The sequence below is a fragment of the Streptococcus suis genome (assembly GCF_002960425.1).
Classification (GTDB): Bacteria; Bacillota; Bacilli; order Lactobacillales; family Streptococcaceae; genus Streptococcus; species Streptococcus suis_S.
The window spans coordinates 44481-63902 of the sequence record NZ_POIZ01000027.1 but is presented as its reverse complement, the minus strand read 5'-3'; the positions used below and the strand labels follow the sequence as shown (position 1 = coordinate 63902).

Annotated in this window: 22 protein-coding genes; 5 read left to right on the top strand and 17 right to left on the bottom strand. The window is 43.7% G+C overall.

All coding sequences use genetic code 11. The annotated features are described in order from the left end of the window. The first annotated feature begins 135 nt into the window (after positions 1 to 135). On the top strand, positions 136 to 228 hold the full coding sequence (locus tag C1G57_RS11035; RefSeq protein ID WP_125175730.1) for a type I toxin-antitoxin system Fst family toxin: 93 nt from the start codon (positions 136 to 138) through the stop codon (positions 226 to 228). 319 nt (positions 229 to 547) lie between these two features. Here C1G57_RS11035 and C1G57_RS02475 read toward each other — a convergent pair whose 3' ends face one another. The 6 genes from C1G57_RS02475 to C1G57_RS02450 all read right to left on the bottom strand — a co-directional run bounded on the left by C1G57_RS02475 (position 548) and on the right by C1G57_RS02450 (position 6367). Further along, positions 548 to 1342, bottom strand: a complete 795-nt coding sequence (locus C1G57_RS02475) for a hypothetical protein (protein ID WP_105113620.1) — start codon at positions 1340 to 1342, stop codon at positions 548 to 550. A gap of 1 nt (position 1343) precedes the next feature. Continuing rightward, on the bottom strand, positions 1344 to 1661 hold the full coding sequence (locus tag C1G57_RS02470; protein WP_105113619.1) for a PadR family transcriptional regulator: 318 nt from the start codon (positions 1659 to 1661) through the stop codon (positions 1344 to 1346). 177 nt (positions 1662 to 1838) lie between these two features. Further along, a complete protein-coding gene (locus tag C1G57_RS02465; protein WP_105113618.1) occupies positions 1839 to 3842 on the bottom strand; it encodes an ABC transporter permease in 2004 nt (667 codons plus the stop codon). A gap of 1 nt (position 3843) precedes the next feature. Further along, on the bottom strand, positions 3844 to 4602 hold the full coding sequence (locus tag C1G57_RS02460; RefSeq protein ID WP_105113617.1) for an ABC transporter ATP-binding protein: 759 nt from the start codon (positions 4600 to 4602) through the stop codon (positions 3844 to 3846). A gap of 96 nt (positions 4603 to 4698) precedes the next feature. Beyond that, on the bottom strand, positions 4699 to 5691 hold the full coding sequence (locus C1G57_RS02455; RefSeq protein WP_105113616.1) for a sensor histidine kinase: 993 nt from the start codon (positions 5689 to 5691) through the stop codon (positions 4699 to 4701). Beyond that, positions 5684 to 6367 carry a response regulator transcription factor gene (locus C1G57_RS02450; protein ID WP_105113615.1) on the bottom strand — a complete coding sequence of 228 codons (684 nt, stop codon included), beginning with the start codon at positions 6365 to 6367 and terminating at the stop codon, positions 5684 to 5686. Before C1G57_RS02450 ends, C1G57_RS02455 begins: the two co-directional genes overlap by 8 nt. Positions 6368 to 6507: 140 nt before the next feature. Between C1G57_RS02450 and C1G57_RS02445 the strand changes: the two genes are divergently transcribed. Next, entirely contained in the window at positions 6508 to 7689 is a 1182-nt protein-coding gene (locus C1G57_RS02445) for a DUF2974 domain-containing protein (RefSeq protein ID WP_105113614.1), read from the top strand. A 14-nt stretch (positions 7690 to 7703) separates the two neighbouring features. On the opposite strand, the gene C1G57_RS02440 is transcribed toward C1G57_RS02445, so the two are convergent. From C1G57_RS02440 to hprK, 5 genes are all read right to left on the bottom strand, one after another. Then, a complete protein-coding gene (locus tag C1G57_RS02440) occupies positions 7704 to 8828 on the bottom strand; it encodes an aminotransferase (RefSeq protein WP_105113613.1) in 1125 nt (374 codons plus the stop codon). Positions 8829 to 8988: 160 nt separating this feature from the next. Then, the gene (locus tag C1G57_RS02435; protein WP_105113612.1) at positions 8989 to 9522 is read right to left on the bottom strand and encodes a YtxH domain-containing protein; all 534 of its coding nucleotides are present in this window, start codon (positions 9520 to 9522) and stop codon (positions 8989 to 8991) included. Then, positions 9506 to 9916: a DUF948 domain-containing protein gene (locus tag C1G57_RS02430; RefSeq protein ID WP_172029289.1), complete on the bottom strand. Its 411-nt coding sequence runs from the start codon at positions 9914 to 9916 to the stop codon at positions 9506 to 9508. Before C1G57_RS02430 ends, C1G57_RS02435 begins: the two co-directional genes overlap by 17 nt. A gap of 13 nt (positions 9917 to 9929) precedes the next feature. Next, positions 9930 to 10706 carry a prolipoprotein diacylglyceryl transferase gene (gene lgt, locus C1G57_RS02425; protein WP_105113610.1) on the bottom strand — a complete coding sequence of 259 codons (777 nt, stop codon included), beginning with the start codon at positions 10704 to 10706 and terminating at the stop codon, positions 9930 to 9932. A 1-nt stretch (position 10707) separates the two neighbouring features. Beyond that, complete coding sequence (gene hprK, locus C1G57_RS02420; RefSeq protein ID WP_105113609.1) at positions 10708 to 11640, bottom strand: HPr(Ser) kinase/phosphatase; 933 nt, start codon at positions 11638 to 11640, stop codon at positions 10708 to 10710. Positions 11641 to 11837: 197 nt separating this feature from the next. On the opposite strand from hprK, the gene manA reads away from it, so the two are divergent. Further along, entirely contained in the window at positions 11838 to 12791 is a 954-nt protein-coding gene (manA, locus tag C1G57_RS02415) for a mannose-6-phosphate isomerase, class I (protein WP_161941091.1), read from the top strand. A gap of 55 nt (positions 12792 to 12846) precedes the next feature. On the opposite strand, the gene C1G57_RS02410 is transcribed toward manA, so the two are convergent. The 3 genes from C1G57_RS02410 to C1G57_RS02400 are packed head-to-tail and all read right to left on the bottom strand — an operon-like array spanning position 12847 to position 14839. Continuing rightward, positions 12847 to 13548, bottom strand: coding sequence for a Bax inhibitor-1/YccA family protein (locus C1G57_RS02410; RefSeq protein ID WP_105113607.1), 702 nt, complete (start codon positions 13546 to 13548; stop codon positions 12847 to 12849). 19 nt (positions 13549 to 13567) lie between these two features. Continuing rightward, positions 13568 to 14050 carry an HD domain-containing protein gene (locus C1G57_RS02405; protein ID WP_105113606.1) on the bottom strand — a complete coding sequence of 161 codons (483 nt, stop codon included), beginning with the start codon at positions 14048 to 14050 and terminating at the stop codon, positions 13568 to 13570. Positions 14051 to 14098: 48 nt separating this feature from the next. Continuing rightward, positions 14099 to 14839 (bottom strand): TrmH family RNA methyltransferase, encoded by a 741-nt coding sequence (locus tag C1G57_RS02400; RefSeq protein ID WP_105113605.1) that lies wholly within the window; start codon positions 14837 to 14839, stop codon positions 14099 to 14101. Positions 14840 to 14909: 70 nt separating this feature from the next. Here C1G57_RS02400 and C1G57_RS02395 point away from each other — a divergent pair, with 70 nt between their 5' ends. Next, entirely contained in the window at positions 14910 to 15191 is a 282-nt protein-coding gene (locus C1G57_RS02395; RefSeq protein WP_105113604.1) for an acylphosphatase, read from the top strand. A 66-nt stretch (positions 15192 to 15257) separates the two neighbouring features. Further along, positions 15258 to 16175 (top strand): membrane protein insertase YidC, encoded by a 918-nt coding sequence (yidC, locus tag C1G57_RS02390; RefSeq protein WP_105113603.1) that lies wholly within the window; start codon positions 15258 to 15260, stop codon positions 16173 to 16175. A gap of 274 nt (positions 16176 to 16449) precedes the next feature. Here the strand turns inward: yidC and greA are convergent, their stop codons facing one another. The 3 genes from greA to C1G57_RS02375 all read right to left on the bottom strand — a co-directional run bounded on the left by greA (position 16450) and on the right by C1G57_RS02375 (position 19373). Then, on the bottom strand, positions 16450 to 16932 hold the full coding sequence (gene greA / locus C1G57_RS02385) for a transcription elongation factor GreA (RefSeq protein ID WP_105113602.1): 483 nt from the start codon (positions 16930 to 16932) through the stop codon (positions 16450 to 16452). A gap of 81 nt (positions 16933 to 17013) precedes the next feature. Next, on the bottom strand, positions 17014 to 18816 hold the full coding sequence (gene mltG, locus C1G57_RS02380; protein ID WP_105113601.1) for an endolytic transglycosylase MltG: 1803 nt from the start codon (positions 18814 to 18816) through the stop codon (positions 17014 to 17016). A gap of 74 nt (positions 18817 to 18890) precedes the next feature. Continuing rightward, on the bottom strand, positions 18891 to 19373 hold the full coding sequence (locus tag C1G57_RS02375; protein WP_105113600.1) for a GNAT family N-acetyltransferase: 483 nt from the start codon (positions 19371 to 19373) through the stop codon (positions 18891 to 18893). Between the last annotated feature and the right edge of the window lie 49 nt (positions 19374 to 19422).

Here is a 19422-nt window from a genome sequence, read left to right as displayed (position 1 = left end):
GGGTGCTTCTTGCTAGAACTATAATCTGATTACAAATAAGCAAATAGGGATGAATTCGAGCGATTGACAGGTCAATCGCTATTCTGATATACTTTGCTTGCCCCTTTGGGATAGAAAGGGGGTGAAGTGTTCTAAATGGAATTACTTATCATCACGTTTGTTGCTCCTTTGCTGGTATCTATCCTGACAGCATTGTTTGAGTATTGGCTCAACTCACGCAACAAATAACCCTAGGGCATAGCTTGAAAAAGCTTAGAGCCAAAAAGAAAACCCTCAACGCTGCAACGTTGGGGGCTTTTTGTGTTCCTTTGGAACTCTCATCATCATTACTTAGAGTATAGCACCCCTTTATTCAATTGTCAAATGGTTTATTTTCGTTAGCGATTCATAGACTATCTCTGAATTGGCAAAATATAGTCTAGTATCAGAATACCCCCGCAGTTTACCTGACACGAGGGGCTAGCATAACGCGCCGAATGTGACTTCTTATTTCCAGTCTATCAATCGAACCCTAAAAACCTCACTCTATTATACCAAAATATACCATCTATTTCCTTTTCCCCACCAACAAAATCGCAGTTCCGATCCAAAAGGCCATGGCTGGAAGGATGACCAACATCAGATTGAGCCAAACTGGAACGGTCATGACCATATTTACCACACCACCAACAATCATAAAGAGATAGGTCGGTAAAAAGACATAGCGGACTAATTTTTCCTTTTGGAAAAATAGCAGAGCGAGACCGAGCAAGGTGAGTGGCACTAGAAGTCCCCAGCCAGTCAAGACTAGGTCAGGTTCCTTGGGCATTGCCCAGAGACGAAGTCCGCAAATAACAAGAAAAAGAAGGGGAATGCAGAGAAAGCTTGCCCATATCTTGATTTTGCTGGTCTGGTAAATCAGACTGCGAATGATGAGGAAAATCCCAGCAGGGAGGAGGAGGCTAAGTAGCGCGTCGCATATCAGGTCCAGCCAGTTGAGGGAGATGGTTCCTGTCCCTGCAAAATCCATCAGCCATTGGCTACCTAGATAGATGACCAGCATGAGGCCGCTCAGATTGGCGACTTCAGAAAAACCAATGGGTGGGAGATAGCTGAGTAGGTCGTCCGCCATCTGCTTGCTATCTTTACCCAGAAAATCCTCCGCCGAAAGCCCGTCTTTTTGGGCTTCAAGAACATCTTGGTAAATGGATAAGAGCTGGGCAGTCACTGCTTCTTCCTGCCTGTGAAAGACAGAGGCAATCATCATATAGCCATTGATACGGCCCATATACTCCTTGTTTTCCTTGGTCAACTGGCTTTCAATCACTTCAATCTGCTTGCGGTATTCCATTTGTTTGCTCATCTTATTCTCCTTTCAATCGCTGAACCTTTTGAACCAGCTCAGCCCACTGAGACCAAAAATCTTCTAAATAAGCCTTCCCCTGGTCTGTCAGATAAAAATACTTTCTGTCTGGCCCGTCTGGCGATGGCTTGTTCTGACTAAAAATCAGGCTATTTTTCTCTAACTTCTGAAGGAGGGGATAGACTGTCCCTCCGACCATGTTTTCAAAGCCCTGACTTCGCAATTCCTGAACCAGCTCATAACCATAAATCTCCTTCTGGCTGATTATTTGCAATACACAGCCATCCAGGACCCCCTTAAGCATCTGGGTTTCTTTCATAAGCTCTCCTCTCCTTAGTTTGTAATACCGACTAGTCTGATAAAAATAAAAGTGATTTTCTTTGTCTTCTATCACTAGTTTGTTTTACCTATTAGCTTTGTACCTATAGTATAACACAAGGTGACTAGTATGTAAAACAAAATAGTGGAAAAATTAAAAACTTGGGTCACCCCAAGTTTAGGAAATAATCTGTTTGTAAGATCGTGTTGTGATGGCATAGACCACTAGGTAGAGTAGGAGATAGCCACCACAGATGCCTGCTGTCACCTGCAACATAAGCCCTGCATTAACCACGCCGATAGACAAAAGAATGGATGATAGCATCTTGTAGGCAAAGGCAAGATGGACAAAGGCAAGTAGGATAGGTAGGAAAAAGACGGTCAGCAATTGCTTGCGAATGGACTGTCTCGTCTGATCCTCATCCAGACCAACCTTGGTCATAATGACGAAGCGATCTCTGTCTTCATAGCCTTCTGAAATCTGTTTGAAGTAAATCACCAGCACCACCGCCATCAAAAAGATGAGTGATAACAAGAGGCCGATGAAGAAAAGTGAACCTGCAAAACTGAAGAAACCACGCATCGCATAGGCACGATAGGCCAGAATGATGGAGTTCGTTCCATTCGGTAATATATTGGACTCCCAAAGCTCACTTTCAAAACGTCCTGATTCATGGCTATCTACCTGCTCTTCTTCTGATAAACTGCTTTCAAAGCCCATATAATAGCGATTCTCAGCTTGATGTTCAAAAACAGCCAAGTCTTGAACAACAATGACCAGATACTGGCTGAGAAGGAAGGAACCATGGTCTGGTAGATGTCCTAAAGTCACATTCTTGGGCAAGACTTGGGCAACTTCCATCTCCTTTTCATCAAAGGTGAGGGTTTGACCAGCTTGATACTGGACTCCCTTACTAAAAATTGCCACTTGGTCAGATGCCAACTGGAGTGCTTCTCCTGTCATCTTTTCATAGCTGGCTTGATCAAGGACAAAACCGATCCCCACTCGATCAGAGAAATCCATACCAGCGGCCTCTTCATCCGTCAAAAATTTTATTTGCTGGGTTGTCACCTCAGAAAAATAGGCTTGCTGGTAAGGATAGACTACCTTACTTTCAACAGGAATATCCGTCTCTTCTAAGATAGCTTCCGCCCACTCCTCCCACTTCACCGTTTGATCTTTTGAAGTGGTTGGTTGCATTCCAACATCAATCGAATAATCATTTGGATTTTGATTGGCAATATAATCTTTGCCACCGATGTATATATTAAGTCCTCCAACCATGGTCACCAAGAACATGCTTGAGAGGATGGTAATGGTCGCAAGGCCCAGAGCATTTTTCCGCATACGAAAAATCAAGTTGGATACAGAAATAAAATTCTCAGGCTTGTAGTAATAGGTCTGACGGTGTTTTAGCCAGTTTAAGAGACTGATAACACCTGCTTGGAAGAGCAGGTAGGTCCCAAAGATAACCAGTAAGGTTGCACCAAAGAAACTCGGAACCGCCTGAAAAGGATTGGTCACTAGCTGGGCAATGGCATAGCCTGACCCCAATAGGATAAGGGCTAAGAGGGTTTGTAGCCAGAGGAAGCCAGTTTTCTTATCCCCTCGCTTCTTACCTTGAACCAGTTTGAGCGAGTCGGTCAAGCCCAGTTTCCCAATATTAAATAGACTGACCAAGGCGAAAATCCCAAAGAGATAGATAAGCACTGTGACCAGACTCTTCAACTGGAAGGTTGAAGCCAGGACCACAGGCATCTGCATGGTCTTCAGCAAGAGGGCATAGAATAGTTTATCCAAGGTCAATCCTAGCAACAAGCCTGTCAGAATGGTACCGGCTGCAAAAACTAGATTTTCTAGAAAAGTCATCAAGAGAAGGTGTTTTTTCTCCAAGCCTAGGATACTATAGACACCAAACTCTTTTGACCGCTGCTTCATGACAAAACTATTGGCATAGAAGACCATGATGGCAACTGCCAACATGACTACAATCATACCGAAGCCCAAAACCATGGTTACCCCATTGGCTCCCTTGACCTGACCTAAATCAGGATGAAAGGCAAGCGCAGTGAAAATATAGGCAATGGCTGTGGACAAGCTGGTCATCAGGGCATAGGGAAAATAGAGCCTGCGGTTCTTTTTGAGATTGGTCAGAGCCAATCGAAAGGTTAGTCCAAACATATTACTCACCTCGATTCGCCATGACTGTCAAGGTATCTGAAATCAGTTGGTACATCTCCTGATTGTTTCTTTCACCTCGGTAGATTTGATTGTAGAGGATACCATCCTTGATAAAGAGGGCCCGTTTGGCACGGCTAGCTGCCGCTGTCGAGTGGGTTACCATCAAAATGGTTTGCCCCTCTTGGTTGATTTTTTCAAAAATATCGAGAAGGGTGGCCGTTGATTTGGAGTCGAGGGCTCCAGTCGGCTCATCCGCTAAGAGGATTTCTGGCTGGGTAATGATGGCACGCGCCACCGCAACCCGTTGCTGCTGACCGCCTGAAAGCTCGTAGGGCATCTTGTCTTGTAAGGTCGCAATTCCTAGACTATTCAGTGTATGAACCAGTCGCTTGTTCATCTCATCAATCGGATAGCGAGACAAAACCAGAGGCAAGAGCACATTGTCCTTGACCGAGAGGGTATCTAAGAGGTTGAAATCTTGGAAGACAAATCCCAATTTCTCTCGACGAAAGGCTGCAGCTTCCTTGCTCTTAATCGTTTCTGTATTGACACCATTGAGCAGGACCTTGCCATGCGTTGGCTTATCAAGGGTTGCCAAAATATTGAGCAAGGTGGATTTTCCAGAACCAGATTCCCCCATGATGGCGACATATTCACCCTTTTCAACTGTAAAATGAATGTCTTTCAAGGCTTCAACCTGACTGGCTTGAAAGCGGGTTTGGTAAATTTTTTGAACGTGTTGTACATCTAAAAGTGTCATCTTACTGCCTCCTTTTCTTTTTCTACCCCCATTCTAGCCCATCCTCCGACAGTCTGCCATAGCCCTAGCTTTCATTTGCGTGACAATTTTGTAAGATTAGTCAAAAATCATCTCCACTTCTTTGATACCTATTCGCACCTCTGTTCCCTGACCCACTTTGGAGCTTAGTTTGAGGGAATAGCCCAGCTCCGCAGCGATTTTCCGGGAGAGATAAAGTCCCAGACCCGAAGATTGCTGGGTTCTGCGGCCATTGAAACCTGAAAAACCACGCTCAAAAACCCGCTCCAAGTCACTCTCTGCAATCCCTATTCCTGTATCACGAATGACCAACTCATCTCCGTCCAGAGCAATCGAAATGGTTCCCCCCTGACAATATTTGAGGGCGTTGGATAAAATCTGCTCAATCAAGAGACCCAGCCAGCGTTTGTCGGTCTTTACTGTCCTATCCAGCGGTCCCAAGTCCAAGCTGGTACTGGCCTGAATAAAAAAGAGGGAATATTTCTTGACCAAACTTCTGACCAGTTCTTCCAAATTGACAGATTCGATAACCAAATCATCATGGAAAGACTGTAGACGGAGATAGTTCAAGACCAAACCTGTATATTGTTCGATTTTAAAAAGTTCTGATTCAAGCTGATGACGGACTGAACTACTGCCTACTTCCTTTACCAAGAGCTGACTGGCTGCGATAGGCGTTTTCATCTGGTGGGCCCAGAGGGTGTAGTAGTCATCTAATTCTGTCTGTTCCTGACGTTGTTTTTCCAGCAGGAGCTTGTTTTGGACTTCTAGTCGCTCCACTCTCTCCTGCAAACAACGTTCACTGGCTGTACCAGTGGCTACTTTCTGACCACGCCAGATTTTTCCAAAGCGGAAAAATTCCCTGACAAAATCCCAGAGGAGGGCAAAGAGCCAACAAATGCTAAGGAGGATGAGGGCATAGAGAACCAGGTCCCTCTCGATGTCAAAGAGACTACTATAAGCCATAATTGTCGTGGCAAAAAGACCGTAGCTAACTAAAAACAGCCAACGATGACGGAGCCAAGTGGGTAAAAATTCTGATACTAGTGAGCTAAAATCATCCTTATTCATGTGTCCACACCAGGCCGTAACCCACTCCTTTCTTGGTCGCAATCAAATCTGGTAGACCCAGTTCTGCCAACTTTTTACGCAGGCGAGCGATGTTAACCGACAAGGTATTGTCATCCACAAAAATATCGCTGTTCCAGAGTTCTCTCATCAGCTCCTCACGACTGACCACTTCCTTACCATGCTCAAAAAGCACCCGTAATATCTGAAATTCATTTCGTGTCAACTCCTCTACAGCCTGTCCATATGACACCTGCATAGTCTTCAAATCTAAGGAAGCCTCTTCAAACCAGAGTAAACTTTGTTCACCCACGAAATCGTAAGTTCTCCGCAAAAGCCCCTGTATTTTGGCTAGGAGAACCGTCATTTCAAAGGGCTTGGTCACATAGTCATCTGCTCCCATATTGATCGCCATGACAATATCCATGGGCTGATCATGGGAAGACAGAAACATAATGGGCACACGGGATGTCTTGCGAATTTCCTGACACCAGTAATAGCCATTGAAAAAAGGCAGGCCAATATCCAGTAAAATCAAATGGGGCTGAAAATCTCTTATCTGGTCCAAAACCGTCTGAAAATCCTTGACCTCTTGGACCTGATAACCCCAGTTTATCAGGTTTTTGGCAACTAGTTGGCTAATGGTCTTATCATCTTCAACAAGAAGTATTTTCTGCATCGCTCTCTCTCACTTTTTCATATATACTATATATTATAGCCTAAAATTCAGGAAAAAAGGGGGATTTTTCTAAATCTCCAATCAAAATTTGTCATTCCACACATATTTCGCTATACTAGAAGAAAAAGGAAAGGATTACCATGCCAAATTTATTAAATTACATAGAAGAAAGTCAATACGACAGTTTTTACGACCAGCCCCTGAACAAACTGGACATTTTGGCCCTGACTGAGCTTTCCTACCTGCCTTTCGACAAGCTTGTGCCCACCTCCTTTACCGAAAATGGTATCCGACTGGATCATCTGGCTGAGCATTTTGAAGCAACTTATCAGAATGACTTCCCTCCCTTTTCTATGGTGACCAAAAATCGCCTAGCCTTATTTGCCCTTCTTGCCAAATCCATACGCTTCAAGTCTATCAAGGCATTTGGCTTCGTTGACGATTATCAGTTGGACCAAGAGCAACAATTCGCCGCCATTAGCTACCACTTGGACAGACAGACTGTCCTGACTTGTTTTAGGGGAACAGATGACACCATTATCGGTTGGAAGGAAGACTTCCAAATGACCTATATGGATGAAATTCCTGCCCAGCGTTCTGCAAGTGATTATTTGGAAAAAATAATGTCTAATCAAAAGGAGAACTTCTATATCGCAGGGCATTCCAAAGGTGGTAATTTAGCCCTTTATTCCGCAAGTAAGCAGTCCTCAGATTTACAAGAGCGAATTGTGGCTGTCTATCCCTTTGACGCACCAGGGCTCCATAAAAAGCATTTGGAAGCTCCTGGCTACCGAGCCATTCAAAATCGGATTTACCCCCTCATTCCACAAAATTCCATCGTGGGAATGATGTTGGAAACACCTGAAAATGCCCAAATTGTTCAGAGCAACACCATCGGTCTTCTCCAACACATCACATTTTCTTGGGAAATTGAAGGAACTGATTTCAAGTCAGCCCCTGCCCTAACTAGCGACAGCCTTCAAACCGACCAGACTTTAAAAGCTTGGACTGCTAGTCTAACGGATGAAGAATTGAAAGATTTCTTTGACCTCTTTTTCGGAATTTTCATCCAAGCAGGGATTGAACGATTTAGCGACATCACGGTAAATCCCCTACAGAAATTACAGGAAATGGACCGATTGAGAAAAGAATTATCTCCTCAAGAGGCGGACATGATGGACAAACTCATTCGGCTACTCTTTGACACCCGCTACCAAATTTGGAGGGACAATATTAGCACTTCCATTCCAAGCCCTGAAATCTCTCTACCAGATTGGCGGAAATTGTTCCAAAGAACTACACCTGAAAACAAGGAAAACTAGCTCAACCACCTGAGCTAGTTTTCTTTATCAAATCTTCTTAAAAATTGGGATAGTTTTTCTAATCCTTTGATTAGAGTTTCTTGTTCACAGGCAAAACCTAGACGGACATAGCCGTCACGTTCAAAACGATTGCCCGGTACCAGAAGAACACCGTATTCCTGCAGAAGTTGCAAGCAAAAATCTTCCATGGGCATATCCACTGCAATCTTGACAAAGCTGGTAGAAACAACCGCTGGACGAATATAGGAAACGAGAGGTTCATTCTCAATCCATTGGTCCAAAATAGCTAGATTTTCTTCTAAAATGCGCCGATTTCTCTTCAAAATCTCTTGGCGAGAAGCCAGAGCTAATTGAGCTACCAGATCATCAAAAACACCTGCACAAATCATGGTGTAATCCCGATAATCTCGCAGAATATCTGTCACTTGATGATTGGCAGCCACCCAGCCCACACGAATACCAGGCAGGGAGTAGGTCTTGGATAAGCTATTGACAGCAATTCCTTTATCATAGACTTCTATAATGGATGGCACATCCAGCTCAGAAAAGGAACGATAGACTTCATCCGAGAGTATGTAAGCCCCCACTTCAGCAGCAATTTCCGCCAATTCTTCCAAATAGGTCCTATCCATGACAGCACCAGTTGGATTATTGGCATTGTTAATGCAAATCATCTTAGTGTTAGGACCAATGAGCTGACGCAGTTTTTCCAAGTCTGGCAACCAGCCATTTTCCTCCTCAATCTGCCACAAATCCACTTCCGCTCCCAAGGACTTTGGAATATCGTAGAGTTGTTGATAGGTCGGATAAAGGGAAATGACATGGTCTCCTGGTTCAATCAAACTATAAAGAACTAACAAGTTGGCCCCTGTTGCCCCGTTGGTCTGGAGAATTTGTTCTGGCTTGACGCCTGTATAGAGTTGACTAACCGATTTTTTAAATGCTGGCGAACCTTCTATCCAGCCATAGTTGAGCTTGGTGCCCTGCAATTTCTTATAAAAATCCTCAGGATTGGTACCCGACAAGGCAAACAATTCTTCTAAGGTTAAGGCAGAAATGGATACTCCTGCAATGTCATAGATGGCGCTATTTTCATGGACATTCAGCCATTCCTCAACGCCAAAACGTGGTAATTTCATAAGACTTCCTACTTTTATTTATTCTGCCCTTATTGTACCATATTCTTTCAAAAATTGTATAAATATACAAAGTACCTTCAACATTAAAAAAGAGAGGATCAATAAATCCTCTCTAGGTGTAGCTAACATCAACCCATTACAGTTAATAACGAGCCATTTTTTATCCTTCACCTGTTTCTGAAGCAGTTTCACTTGCTACTTCTGAAACAGTTTCTGATACTACTTCAGTTTGAACATCTTCGATATCAATTTCAATATCCTCAGACACCACCACAGCATCCTCAACCTCGTCTTCAGAAAGCTCTACAGTCGGTGCCTTGACTGTCTTAGCCTTGATAGCTTCCAAGATGTCAGCCGTTGACAGGTTTTGTTCTGCGATTTTTTCCTTGATTTGCTCAAAGGTTTCGACAGATTTTTCCTTACCTGACTTGACCAAATCTTCCACTGTCAATTCACCAGTTTCCAACTGAGTTTTGACTTCTGTGAAGCGCTCTGAGGCTTGCTTGCTCAAGTCCTGAGCCTTGTTGACCAAATCCGCATTGATTTCCTCATGTTTTTCTTTGTAGTCATTAGCAAAGTTAAGGACTTTTTCCTTAACCACCTGCCCAGTCTTGCTTGCTAGGAAGGCTGCTGCGGCAGCACCACCTGCTACACCCAATAAGAGGCTGGTTAAGACACTAGATTTTTTTACCATTTTTTTCTCCTTTCTTACCTAAGAGAGATGAGATAGTTGACAAGGCAGAGAGGGCTCCGCCAGCTTTTACCGTATTGGCACCTGCCGACTTGGCTTTGACCGTCAGATCACGCGCCGAAGCATTCAAATCAGACACAGAAGTGGATAGATCCGCCACTGCAACAAACAAGGGATCCAAGGTTGAAACCTTCCCATTGACATCTTCCACCAAGACATTTGTTTTTGCCAAGAGTTCGTTGGTCTGATAGAGGGTCACATTGATGTCACTGGTCAAGACCTTGAGAGTTTGCTGGGCTTCATCCGTCACCGTTCCCAATTTTTTCAAGAGCAAAACAATGTAAACTGCTACTGCCGCGATGGACAGGGCAATAATCAAGACAGAAATTTCGATAATCATATTTTCTCCTTTAGGATTGATAAAATGGAATAGACGATTGTCTTCTCCGCACCACAACCATGCTGATTCCAACTAAGATAAGAATACCAGACAACCATTGGGAAATACGGATGCCCAAGAACATGAGGCTATCTGTCCGCAGGCCTTCTATCAAGAGGCGACCAAAACCATACCAAATCAGGTAAAAGGCTGTGATTTCACCTTGCTTAAGCAGGTTTGGTCTTCTGCGTAAGACACAAATCAAGCCAAAACCAAGCAGATTCCACAGACTTTCAAACAAGAAGGTCGGTTGACGGTAGGCGCCATCAATATACATCTGTTCTCGGATAAAAGATGGTAGGTAGTTCAAGCTTTCCACAGCCTTACCATAGGCCTCCTGGTTAAAGAAATTTCCCCAACGCCCAATGGCTTGCGCAATCATGACGGAGGGAGCCACCACATCCAGAAAGTCTAGCGTATTGATAAAGCGGTGCCGGGTGAAGAAATAGAGTACGATTGCCCCTGTGATCAAACCACCATAGATAGCAATTCCACCATTCCAAATAGCAAAGACAGATAAGAGATTATCCTTGTACTCGCTCCATGAAAAAGCGACATAATATATTCTGGCTCCGATAATGGAAAGCGGAAAGGCTAGCAAGATAAAGTCTAAAATATCATCCTGCAAAATCTTCTTGCGTGGTGCTTCCTTGGTCGCCAAGTAAACACCCACTACCAACCCTAGCAAGATACAGATGGCATACCAGCGAACTTCTAAAGGACCTAATCTAATCGCTATCGGATCCATACTAGACCTCTTCCTTATTCTGCTGAATAAGCTTGCCTAGACGCTCCTCGAAAATCTTGGTTGCATCATAACCCATCTGTTTGGCACGGTAGTTCATGGCTGCAGCCTCAATGACCACAGAGATGTTGCGACCAGTCTTAACAGGGATGCGGATTTGTGGAATCGAAATACCCGCAATTTCAATGGTATCACCAGAATTCCCCAGACGGTCAAAGACCTTACCTGTTTCATAGTTTTCCAGATAAACAGCCAACTGGACCTCTGAAGAATCCTTAACCGCGCTAGCACCATACAAACTCATGATGTCGATAATCCCTACACCACGGATTTCTAATAGGTGGCGCAGAATTTCCGCTGGCTCACCCCAGAGGGTCACATCATCCTTGGCATAGACATCCACACGGTCATCCGCAACCAGACGGTGACCACGCTTGACCAACTCCAGACCCGTTTCGCTCTTACCAATACCAGAATCCCCTTGGATAAGAACACCCATGCCGTAGATATCCATCAAGACACCGTGAACGCTGGTCCGTTGGGCCAATCGGCTGTCCAGATAGGAGGACAATTCTCCTGACAGACGGCTGGTCGCTGTCTTACTGCGACAGATAGCAATCTTCTTTTCTTTCGCCGCTCGGTACATCTCCTCTGGGATTTCCAAACCACGCGCCACAATGATTACTGGCGTTTCTGGCTGGAACATCTGCGAGAGCACTTGGTAGCGGTTATGGGCTGTCATGGCCATCAAATAAGACCATTCCTTCATCCCCATGAGCTGAATACGCTCGGGAGAATAATAGTCAAAGTAGCCTGTCATTTCCAAACCAGGCCGGGTAATATCGGAAGTCGTAATCTCTTTTTGGAGCAGTTCCTCTGTACTATAGGCAGATTCAATCCGTAAGTTTTCAAGTAAGTCTTTTACAAAAACGGTCATGTCTTCCCTCTCTTTCGGTTTTAGTATATTATACCACAAGCAAGGGGCGGGAGGGGAAAACAACTAGCCCTTTTCCTCATAATAGAGCCTGCCAAGCCGACAAGCTCATAATCAAGTAAGACCTACCTTTCTATCCCACTACAAAATTCTTCCATAATCTGTTATACTAGTCATAGAAAGTCAACAATAAGGAGAAGATCATGGAACCATTATTCCTCACACCTGTCATGCATGAAAAAATTTGGGGTGGCAATCGCCTGAAAACCAATTACAACTATGACATCCCAAGCGATAAAACTGGCGAGTGCTGGGCTATTTCTGCCCATCCAAATGGGGTTACCACCGTTTCAAACGGTCGCTACAAGGGCAGAGGACTAGATGACCTCTACACAAATGAAAAGCATTTATTTGGCAATCCAAAAGATGAAGTCTTTCCTCTCCTAACAAAAATTCTGGACGCAGAAGACTGGCTCAGTGTCCAAGTCCATCCTGATGACAACTATGGTTTGGCTCACGAAGGCGAACTTGGCAAGACAGAATGTTGGTATATCTTAGAAGCCGAAGAAGGGGCTGAGATCATCTACGGTCACAATGCCCAATCCAAAGAAGAACTCCGCCAGCAAATCCAAGCTGGAGATTGGGACAAGCTCTTGACCCATGTACCCGTTAAAAAAGGCGACTTCTTCTTCGTCCCTAGCGGCACCATGCACGCCATCGGTAAGGGAATCATGATTTTAGAAACCCAGCAGTCTAGCGACACGACCTACCGTGTTTATGACTTTGACCGCCGTGATGATGAAGGTAATCTCCGTGAACTTCACATTGAAAAATCGATTGATGTCTTGACCATCGGTCCTGTAGCTAATTCAACACCTGCTCAACTCAAAGTAGGCAAGCTGGACACCACCCTCCTGGTATCAAATCCCTTCTTCACAGTCTATAAGTGGCAGACCAAGGGAGAAATCCAGATGGAGCAAACCGTTCCTTACCTGCTCGTCAGTGTTATTGACGGTCAAGGTGCCATCCAAGTCGGCGAAACCAGCTACCCACTTCAAAAAGGAAGCCACTTTATCCTACCTGCGGATGTAACTGACTGGACCCTCACTGGTCAAATGGAGATCATCGCCAGCCATGCTAATGACACAAAGTAAGCAAAAAAACTCAGAAGTCCAAAAACTTCTGAGTTTTTTTATCATCGCTATTCTACTAATCTCTGTTCATCATTCCAAAAATGCGAAGCAAGTTAAGGAAGAGGTTGACAAAGTCAAGGTAGAGTTGAAGGGCCATTGACACTACCCAACCATTCTGCACATTGCCGCCTGTCTGTTCGAAAACGTCGCGGATACGTTGGTTGTCATAGGCAATCAAACCTGAGAAAACAAGGACAGATACGATAGACATAGCAAAGCTAATACCTGAGCTGCGAAGGAAGATATTGATGACGCTAGCGATCAAAATTCCCCAGAGGGCAGCGCGCAGAGCTTGGGCCATACCAGAAAGATTTTTCTTGGTTGTCATACCGATAACTGCCATAATAGCAAACATCAAAGCAGCTGATAGGAAGGCCAAGGCAACTGTTTCTGTCGTATAAAACATCAAGACCATGCTGATGGTCAAGCCGTTTGTTACCGAGTAGGCCAAGAAGATTGGCAAGGCCATTGGACTATTTTTGGCAGCCATTGTAGAAGCTGAAACCACCAAGGCAATCTGTCCCAACATGACCAACATCATCACAATGGAACCTGCACTAAGCAAGGCATAAAGCAACTGCTGGAAGACGGTAACGGCCAAGAAGGAAACAAGGGCTGACAAGCCAATCCCCATAGCAACTACACCATAAATCTTACCAAAGAAACGGTTGAGGGCGGTATTATCCACCTGATTGATAATAAATGAATCGTTATTCATATACTTCTCCTTTTACATCCTACTGAAAACGCAGGACCTTTCGATTTTTCCATTTATATTGTAAGGGCAGGGTAAACTCACGTACTGCCCAATACTTGTCTACACAGGTCACAATCCATGATTCCTTATAACGCGACGGAGCAATGGTTGCACCAAACATATGCTTGACAATAATATCTTCTTCTACCTTATTGAGTTTAATCAATTTTTCTGCATTGCGCTTGGCAATCCGTGGATGGACCCAGGCATGACTCTTGTTAAATTTTGTTTCACGCCAGTCATAGAAGAAAAGGTCGTGTAGAAGACCACCTCGAGCAGTCGACTTGGCATCCCAGCCAAACTTCTTAGCGATTTTATAGCTAGTATAGGAAACATTGATCGAATGTTCCAAGCGAGTCGAATGATAGTGGTGGGGAATGTCCGCCAACTTCTGCACCTTTTTAGTGTCAATCAAGTGACCGACATAAGCCATATATTCTTTATCTTTTTTATAAGCACCCATAGATGTAAACCTCGTTTTGTTATTATAACACAGTTTATGCTTCTTGGCTTAAATAAAGCTAAAGACTAAAATTCCTGCTGCAATGGCAACATTCAAACTCTCTGCCTGACCAGGCATGGTGATGTGAACCAGCTGATTGGCTTCCTCAGCCACAAAATCCGAAATCCCCTGACCTTCATTTCCCATCACAAGTGCAAAACTAGCCCCTGGTGCTACCTGCCTATAATCCACAGACTGACTAGATAGGGTCGTCGCCAAGATCTCCACCTGATGGTGTTTTAAGGTAGAGAAAATATCCCCGATTGGAAAGCGATAAATCGGCAAATGAAAGTGACTACCCTGCATAGAACGAAGGACCTTCATATTGTAAATATCAGCTGACTTATGGGTCAAAAATACACCATCAAAACCTGCTGCATCAGCCGTCCGAATGATTGTCCCCACATTTCCTGGATCCTGCACATCTTCCAAGACCAGATATTTACCTGCTAGCTGGTCAGGGAGTTCCTGACTAGGAAGGGCCAGTTGGGCTACTACTCCTTGAGGTGACTTGGAATCAGCCAAGTCCTGCATGATTTCTGGACTAACCACTGTCACCTTTTCCAACTGGGCAACCCTGTCCACATGCTCTTCTACTACCAAAATGTGTTCAATCCTTGCACCAGCAGCCAAAGCCTCTTCTAACAAATGCCAGCCCTCAATTAAGTAGGATGAACGACGGTATTTTTTCTGCTGTAATTTCTTAATCTGCTTGATTAATTTATTGGATTTTGAACGGATAACTTCCATAATTTCCTCATTTTCTTTCTTACCCAACCATGATATAATAAAGTAAAGGTCTTGTCAAAAGGAGAAACTTATGAGAAAGGTTAAAATGATTGCATCTGGTCGGGTGCAGGGAGTTGGTTTTCGTTGGGCTGTTCAATTTTTAGCAGTGGAAATCGGAGACATCTTCGGCAGGGTTTGGAACAATGAAGATGGGACAGTCACCATCCTGGCTCAATCCGAGAACGCTGAGAAGCTCAGCCATTTTATCCATGAAGTCCGAAAAGGCCCCTCTCGTATGGCAAAAGTGAGCTATTTGGATGTGACCCTAGCCAATTTCGAAGACTACCATGATTTTCAGGTCAGCCATAGGTAAAACTTGAAAATTGTGCATAAAAACAGTAAAATAGAATCTATCATGTATTAAAAGGAATGTATCAATTTGAAAAAGAATAAACGTCTACTCTTAGCCAGCATGGCTCTTGCCAGCCTTGTATTTTTAGCTGGATGTGTCAAAACAGATGGCAAGGGTGTTCCAACCGGTGAAGGATGGGTTTACAACTATCTGGTTGAACCAATGGGGAACCTAATCACCTTCTTCGCTGAAAACCAAGGTTTAGGATTTGGTGTGGCTATCATTGTAGTGACCCTGATTGTCCGCTTCCTCATCATGCCATTGGGTATCTACCAATCATGGAAGTCAACCTATCAGTCAGAAAAAATGAACTACCTCAAGCCAATCTTGGGACCTATCCAAGAACGCATGAAAAATGCAAGTTCTCAAGAGGAACAATTGGCTGCCCAGCAAGAATTCTTTGCGGCGCAAAAACAATACGGTGTCAGCATGTTTGGCGGTATGGGCTGTCTTCCACTGCTCATCCAAATGCCATTCTTCACTGCCCTCTTCTACGCAGCCCGCTACACACCAGGTATTTCCGAAGCGACATTCCTGGGAATTCCTCTTGGTCAACCAAGTATGATTCTAACTGCTATAGCAGGTATCCTCTACTATGCCCAATCTATGTTGATGCAGGTGGGGATGGATGAAGAGCAGAAAAAGCAAATGCAAACTGTAGCCTATATGAACCCAATCATGATTGTCATCTTCTCCTGGACTTCACCAGCAGGTGTCACTCTTTACTGGGTAGTCGGTGGTATGATCGGACTTGTCCAACAAGCCTTGACCAACTTCATCCTCAAGCCAAAAGTTCGCGCTAAGGTAGAGGAAGAATTTAAGAACAATCCACCAAAACCTTACAAATCTACAGTAAAAGATGTTACTCCAAAAGCATCTGCCATCATTGAAGAAAAAGCTTCTAAGAAGACCAATCGAAATGCTGGCAAGCAACGGTCTAGATAAAACCTAACAACCATCTGGTCAGATAGTTGTTCAGATTGAAGAAAAAGTCCATTTTGGACAATTTTCTTCAATCTTTTTTCTTTATGTTGAAAACAAAAAACTCTCAGAAACACCGAAATATCAACGTTTCTAAGAGTTTATTGACTTGCTATCATTCACAAACTTCTTCAATTTTTTGTATTTTTAGGAGTTTGTCTGCGTTCTGAACAACCATCTGGTCGGATGGTTGTTTTCTAATGCAAAAAAGAGAGAATCATTCGACTCTCTCCACACCTTATTTTGTTTTTTCAACTTTCAAGATTTTAACTTCGTAGCTGCCAGCAGGTGTTTCAATCATAGCCACATCTCCTGTCTTCTTACCAATCAAGGCATGACCGATTGGACTTTCGTTAGAAATCTTACTTGCAAAGGCATCTGCACCCGCAGCACCTACGATGTGGTAAACTTCCTCTTCCGTTTCACCGACTTCTTGAACTGTAACGGTTTTACCAATCGCTACTTCATCTGCAGCAACGGCATCGCTGTTGACAATCTCAGCATAGCGAATTTTGGTTTCAATCGTTGAAATTTGACCTTCAACAAAGGCTTGCTCATCTTTAGCCGCTTCGTACTCAGAGTTTTCTGAAAGGTCTCCATAAGAACGTGCAATTTTAATACGCTCTACGATTTCTGGACGACGGACGAGCTTAAGCTCTTCCAATTCTTTTTCTAATTTTTCTTTTTCTTCCAAGGTCATTGGATAGGTTTTTTCTGCCATTATATTTCCTTTTCTTTCTATCATTTTCTGTGAAAACAAAATTATGTGGAAATCCACATAATTTTGTTATAAATTTCTAATTTACTCTAAGTGAGCGTTGACATACTTAGCAACGTTTTGGTCGTGTTCTTCGATTGTTCTCGCATAGTAAACCGTACCTGTTGTTACATCTGCCACAAAGTAAAGATAATCCGTTGTGTTGGCATTGATAACCGCTTCAATCGCTGATACACTTGGGCTATCTACTGGACCAGGCATCAAGCCAGCCCTCCAATAGATGTTATATGGTGAATCAATGTTGGTATCAATTCCAGCATCCTCTGCCAAAGTTGTTTCTTGACCAAGCTTGCCTTGTGCATAAAGAATAGCAATATTAGACTGTAAAGGCATTTCATTATTGAGACGGTTGAAGAATACACTTGCAATATTGCGACGATCCTCATCTGTAGAACCTTCTTTTTCAACGAGTGAGGCCAAAGTCAGCACTTCGTTAACCGTTAAGTTTTTCGCAGCAATAGCCTCATAGTAAGGTTGCAAACGAGCATCCATAGCCGCAATCATTTGTTCAACCAACTCTTCCATTGTTGTTTCTTCAGTATATTCATAGACAGCTGGGAAGAGGTAACCCTCTAATTGATAGATAACACCGCTGTCTGCTGTTGGAAGACTAGCAAACAATTGTGGATAAGCAGCAACCATACGATTGATGAAATCTGGGTTGGTCACTGTTGCCATAAATTCTTCTGAAGTGAATGGTGTCTTATCGTTCTTATCTTCTGTCTTGGTATTATTGGTAATAGCCTGTGAGATTTGAGTCAGTGTATACCCTTCGACGATCAAGATTTTACCTGCCGGCTCTTTCTGAGGAGTCGGAGTCCCACTTTCTTGTAAGGCTTTTGCAATATCGTCAACCGACATGCTTTGCTTCAAATTGTAATAACCGCTTTGGAAGTTATTATAGCTCTTGATTTTTGAATAGTAATTAAAGACCGTTGCATTCTTCACCAACTGGTTGTCTACCAAGATCTTACCGATTTCTAAAGTAGAGGAGCCTTCTGGAATTTCAACCTGAACAGCTTCTGTAGCTTTTGCATTAACAGGCTCTAAGCTGGATTTGATCCACATATAACCTGCAATTCCAGTCACAACTACCACTAGGAGAATCAAAGACATGATCACCGATACGATGCGCTTGGCTGCCTTGTCTTGTTTCTTGCGGCGTTGAAGACTGCTCTTATTCGATAGATTCTTCCTAGATGGCAGGGCTGTTGCAACTACTGGCTCTTCTGACTTTTCTGCAGGCGTTTCATTGATTTTTGAAGCTAGAAGGGTATCTTCTAGGGAGATGATTTCTGTATCACCAGTCACTGCTGAAACATCTTCTACTGGAAAATCAACAAATGTCTCTTCTAAGCTGGGTTCAACTTCTGTTTCTGGAGTCGCAACTGGTGATGGTTCATTTTCAAAACCAGTGGTATTCGCTGCAACCAATCTTCTCAACTCTTCCAGATTGCGTTCGACTGTATCTTGGGTCACTGGAGCCGAAGTTGGTACTTCTTCCTTCTCGACAACAAGGTCTTCCGTCTCAACAACAGGCTCTGATGGAATGATTTCCTCAACCTCTTCTTCAAGATTTTCTTGACCTTCCTCTGCCAAATAGGTCTCCGGATAAGTCATTTCTCCAACTGGAATGGTTTCTCTTTGGCTAACTGGTTCCGCAGGGAATTCTATTTGCTGGTCAACCTTCACTTGGTTTGGTTGTTCCGTCTGACCTTTGATGGCCTGGTCTGCCAAACGTTTTAATTTCAATTCTTCCAAATCCCGCAAAATCTGATCGCGAAAACTTGAAGACTGCGTGTTATTTTCATTCGTATCCTTTGTCACGCTATCGCTCCTTTCACACAGTTACTATACATTATATCTCAAAGGCCTAGGAAATGCAAGAAATTCCCTTTATATCAAGCTTTCCAATACATATCATACCAGGTTTTTCCTCCAAATTGAGATTGTGAAGGTCCCTGGTCCTCAAATTGATTGATTTGGTAATACTTGATCAGGCTCTCCTTACAGGTCAGGGCAATCCCTTGATAGTTTCCTTGGACAGCTACTTCTTTTAGACCTGCAAGCAAGAGGGTCCCTATCCCCTGGCCTTGATAGTTGGGAGCTACTGATAGGCTAGCTATAGCCAGGTGTTGACCTGTCGGCAACTGACCAGACTCCAGATAGAAAATTTCATCTGTAACTGTGGCAGAGGCCCATGGACTGGCCAGGATAAAGCCTGCTAATTGGCCCTCTACTTCCATGACCAAGCAAGTCTGCGGTACTTCTCTTAAAAAGGTTGCCAGAACCTGCTCCGAAATCCGTTCTTCTTTGGAAAAATTAGCAGTTTCAAGTTCCAGAACCTGGTCTAGATCTGATAGTCGAGCAAAACGAATCTCCATAAACATCCCCCTAAATAGCGGAAAAACAGGGGCCATAGGCCTCCGTCTT

Bases quoted from the DNA above. Each gene is read 5' to 3' on its own strand.
- hprK (WP_105113609.1), bottom strand. From the start codon at position 11,640: ATGACCGTTTTTGTAAAAGACTTACTTGAAAACTTACGGATTGAATCT.
- C1G57_RS02395 (WP_105113604.1), top strand. From the start codon at position 14,910: ATGAGAAAGGTTAAAATGATTGCATCTGGTCGGGTGCAGGGAGTTGGT.
- C1G57_RS02435 (WP_105113612.1), bottom strand. From the start codon at position 9,522: ATGGTAAAAAAATCTAGTGTCTTAACCAGCCTCTTATTGGGTGTAGCA.
- C1G57_RS02475 (WP_105113620.1), bottom strand. From the start codon at position 1,342: ATGAGCAAACAAATGGAATACCGCAAGCAGATTGAAGTGATTGAAAGC.
- C1G57_RS02445 (WP_105113614.1), top strand. From the start codon at position 6,508: ATGCCAAATTTATTAAATTACATAGAAGAAAGTCAATACGACAGTTTT.
- C1G57_RS02450 (WP_105113615.1), bottom strand. From the start codon at position 6,367: ATGCAGAAAATACTTCTTGTTGAAGATGATAAGACCATTAGCCAACTA.
- C1G57_RS02460 (WP_105113617.1), bottom strand. From the start codon at position 4,602: ATGACACTTTTAGATGTACAACACGTTCAAAAAATTTACCAAACCCGC.
- lgt (WP_105113610.1), bottom strand. From the start codon at position 10,706: ATGGATCCGATAGCGATTAGATTAGGTCCTTTAGAAGTTCGCTGGTAT.
- C1G57_RS02400 (WP_105113605.1), bottom strand. From the start codon at position 14,839: ATGGAAGTTATCCGTTCAAAATCCAATAAATTAATCAAGCAGATTAAG.
- C1G57_RS02440 (WP_105113613.1), bottom strand. From the start codon at position 8,828: ATGAAATTACCACGTTTTGGCGTTGAGGAATGGCTGAATGTCCATGAA.
- C1G57_RS02455 (WP_105113616.1), bottom strand. From the start codon at position 5,691: ATGAATAAGGATGATTTTAGCTCACTAGTATCAGAATTTTTACCCACT.
- C1G57_RS02375 (WP_105113600.1), bottom strand. From the start codon at position 19,373: ATGGAGATTCGTTTTGCTCGACTATCAGATCTAGACCAGGTTCTGGAA.
- C1G57_RS02405 (WP_105113606.1), bottom strand. From the start codon at position 14,050: ATGGGTGCTTATAAAAAAGATAAAGAATATATGGCTTATGTCGGTCAC.
- C1G57_RS02465 (WP_105113618.1), bottom strand. From the start codon at position 3,842: ATGTTTGGACTAACCTTTCGATTGGCTCTGACCAATCTCAAAAAGAAC.
- C1G57_RS02470 (WP_105113619.1), bottom strand. From the start codon at position 1,661: ATGAAAGAAACCCAGATGCTTAAGGGGGTCCTGGATGGCTGTGTATTG.
- greA (WP_105113602.1), bottom strand. From the start codon at position 16,932: ATGGCAGAAAAAACCTATCCAATGACCTTGGAAGAAAAAGAAAAATTA.
- C1G57_RS02410 (WP_105113607.1), bottom strand. From the start codon at position 13,548: ATGAATAACGATTCATTTATTATCAATCAGGTGGATAATACCGCCCTC.
- C1G57_RS11035 (WP_125175730.1), top strand. From the start codon at position 136: ATGGAATTACTTATCATCACGTTTGTTGCTCCTTTGCTGGTATCTATC.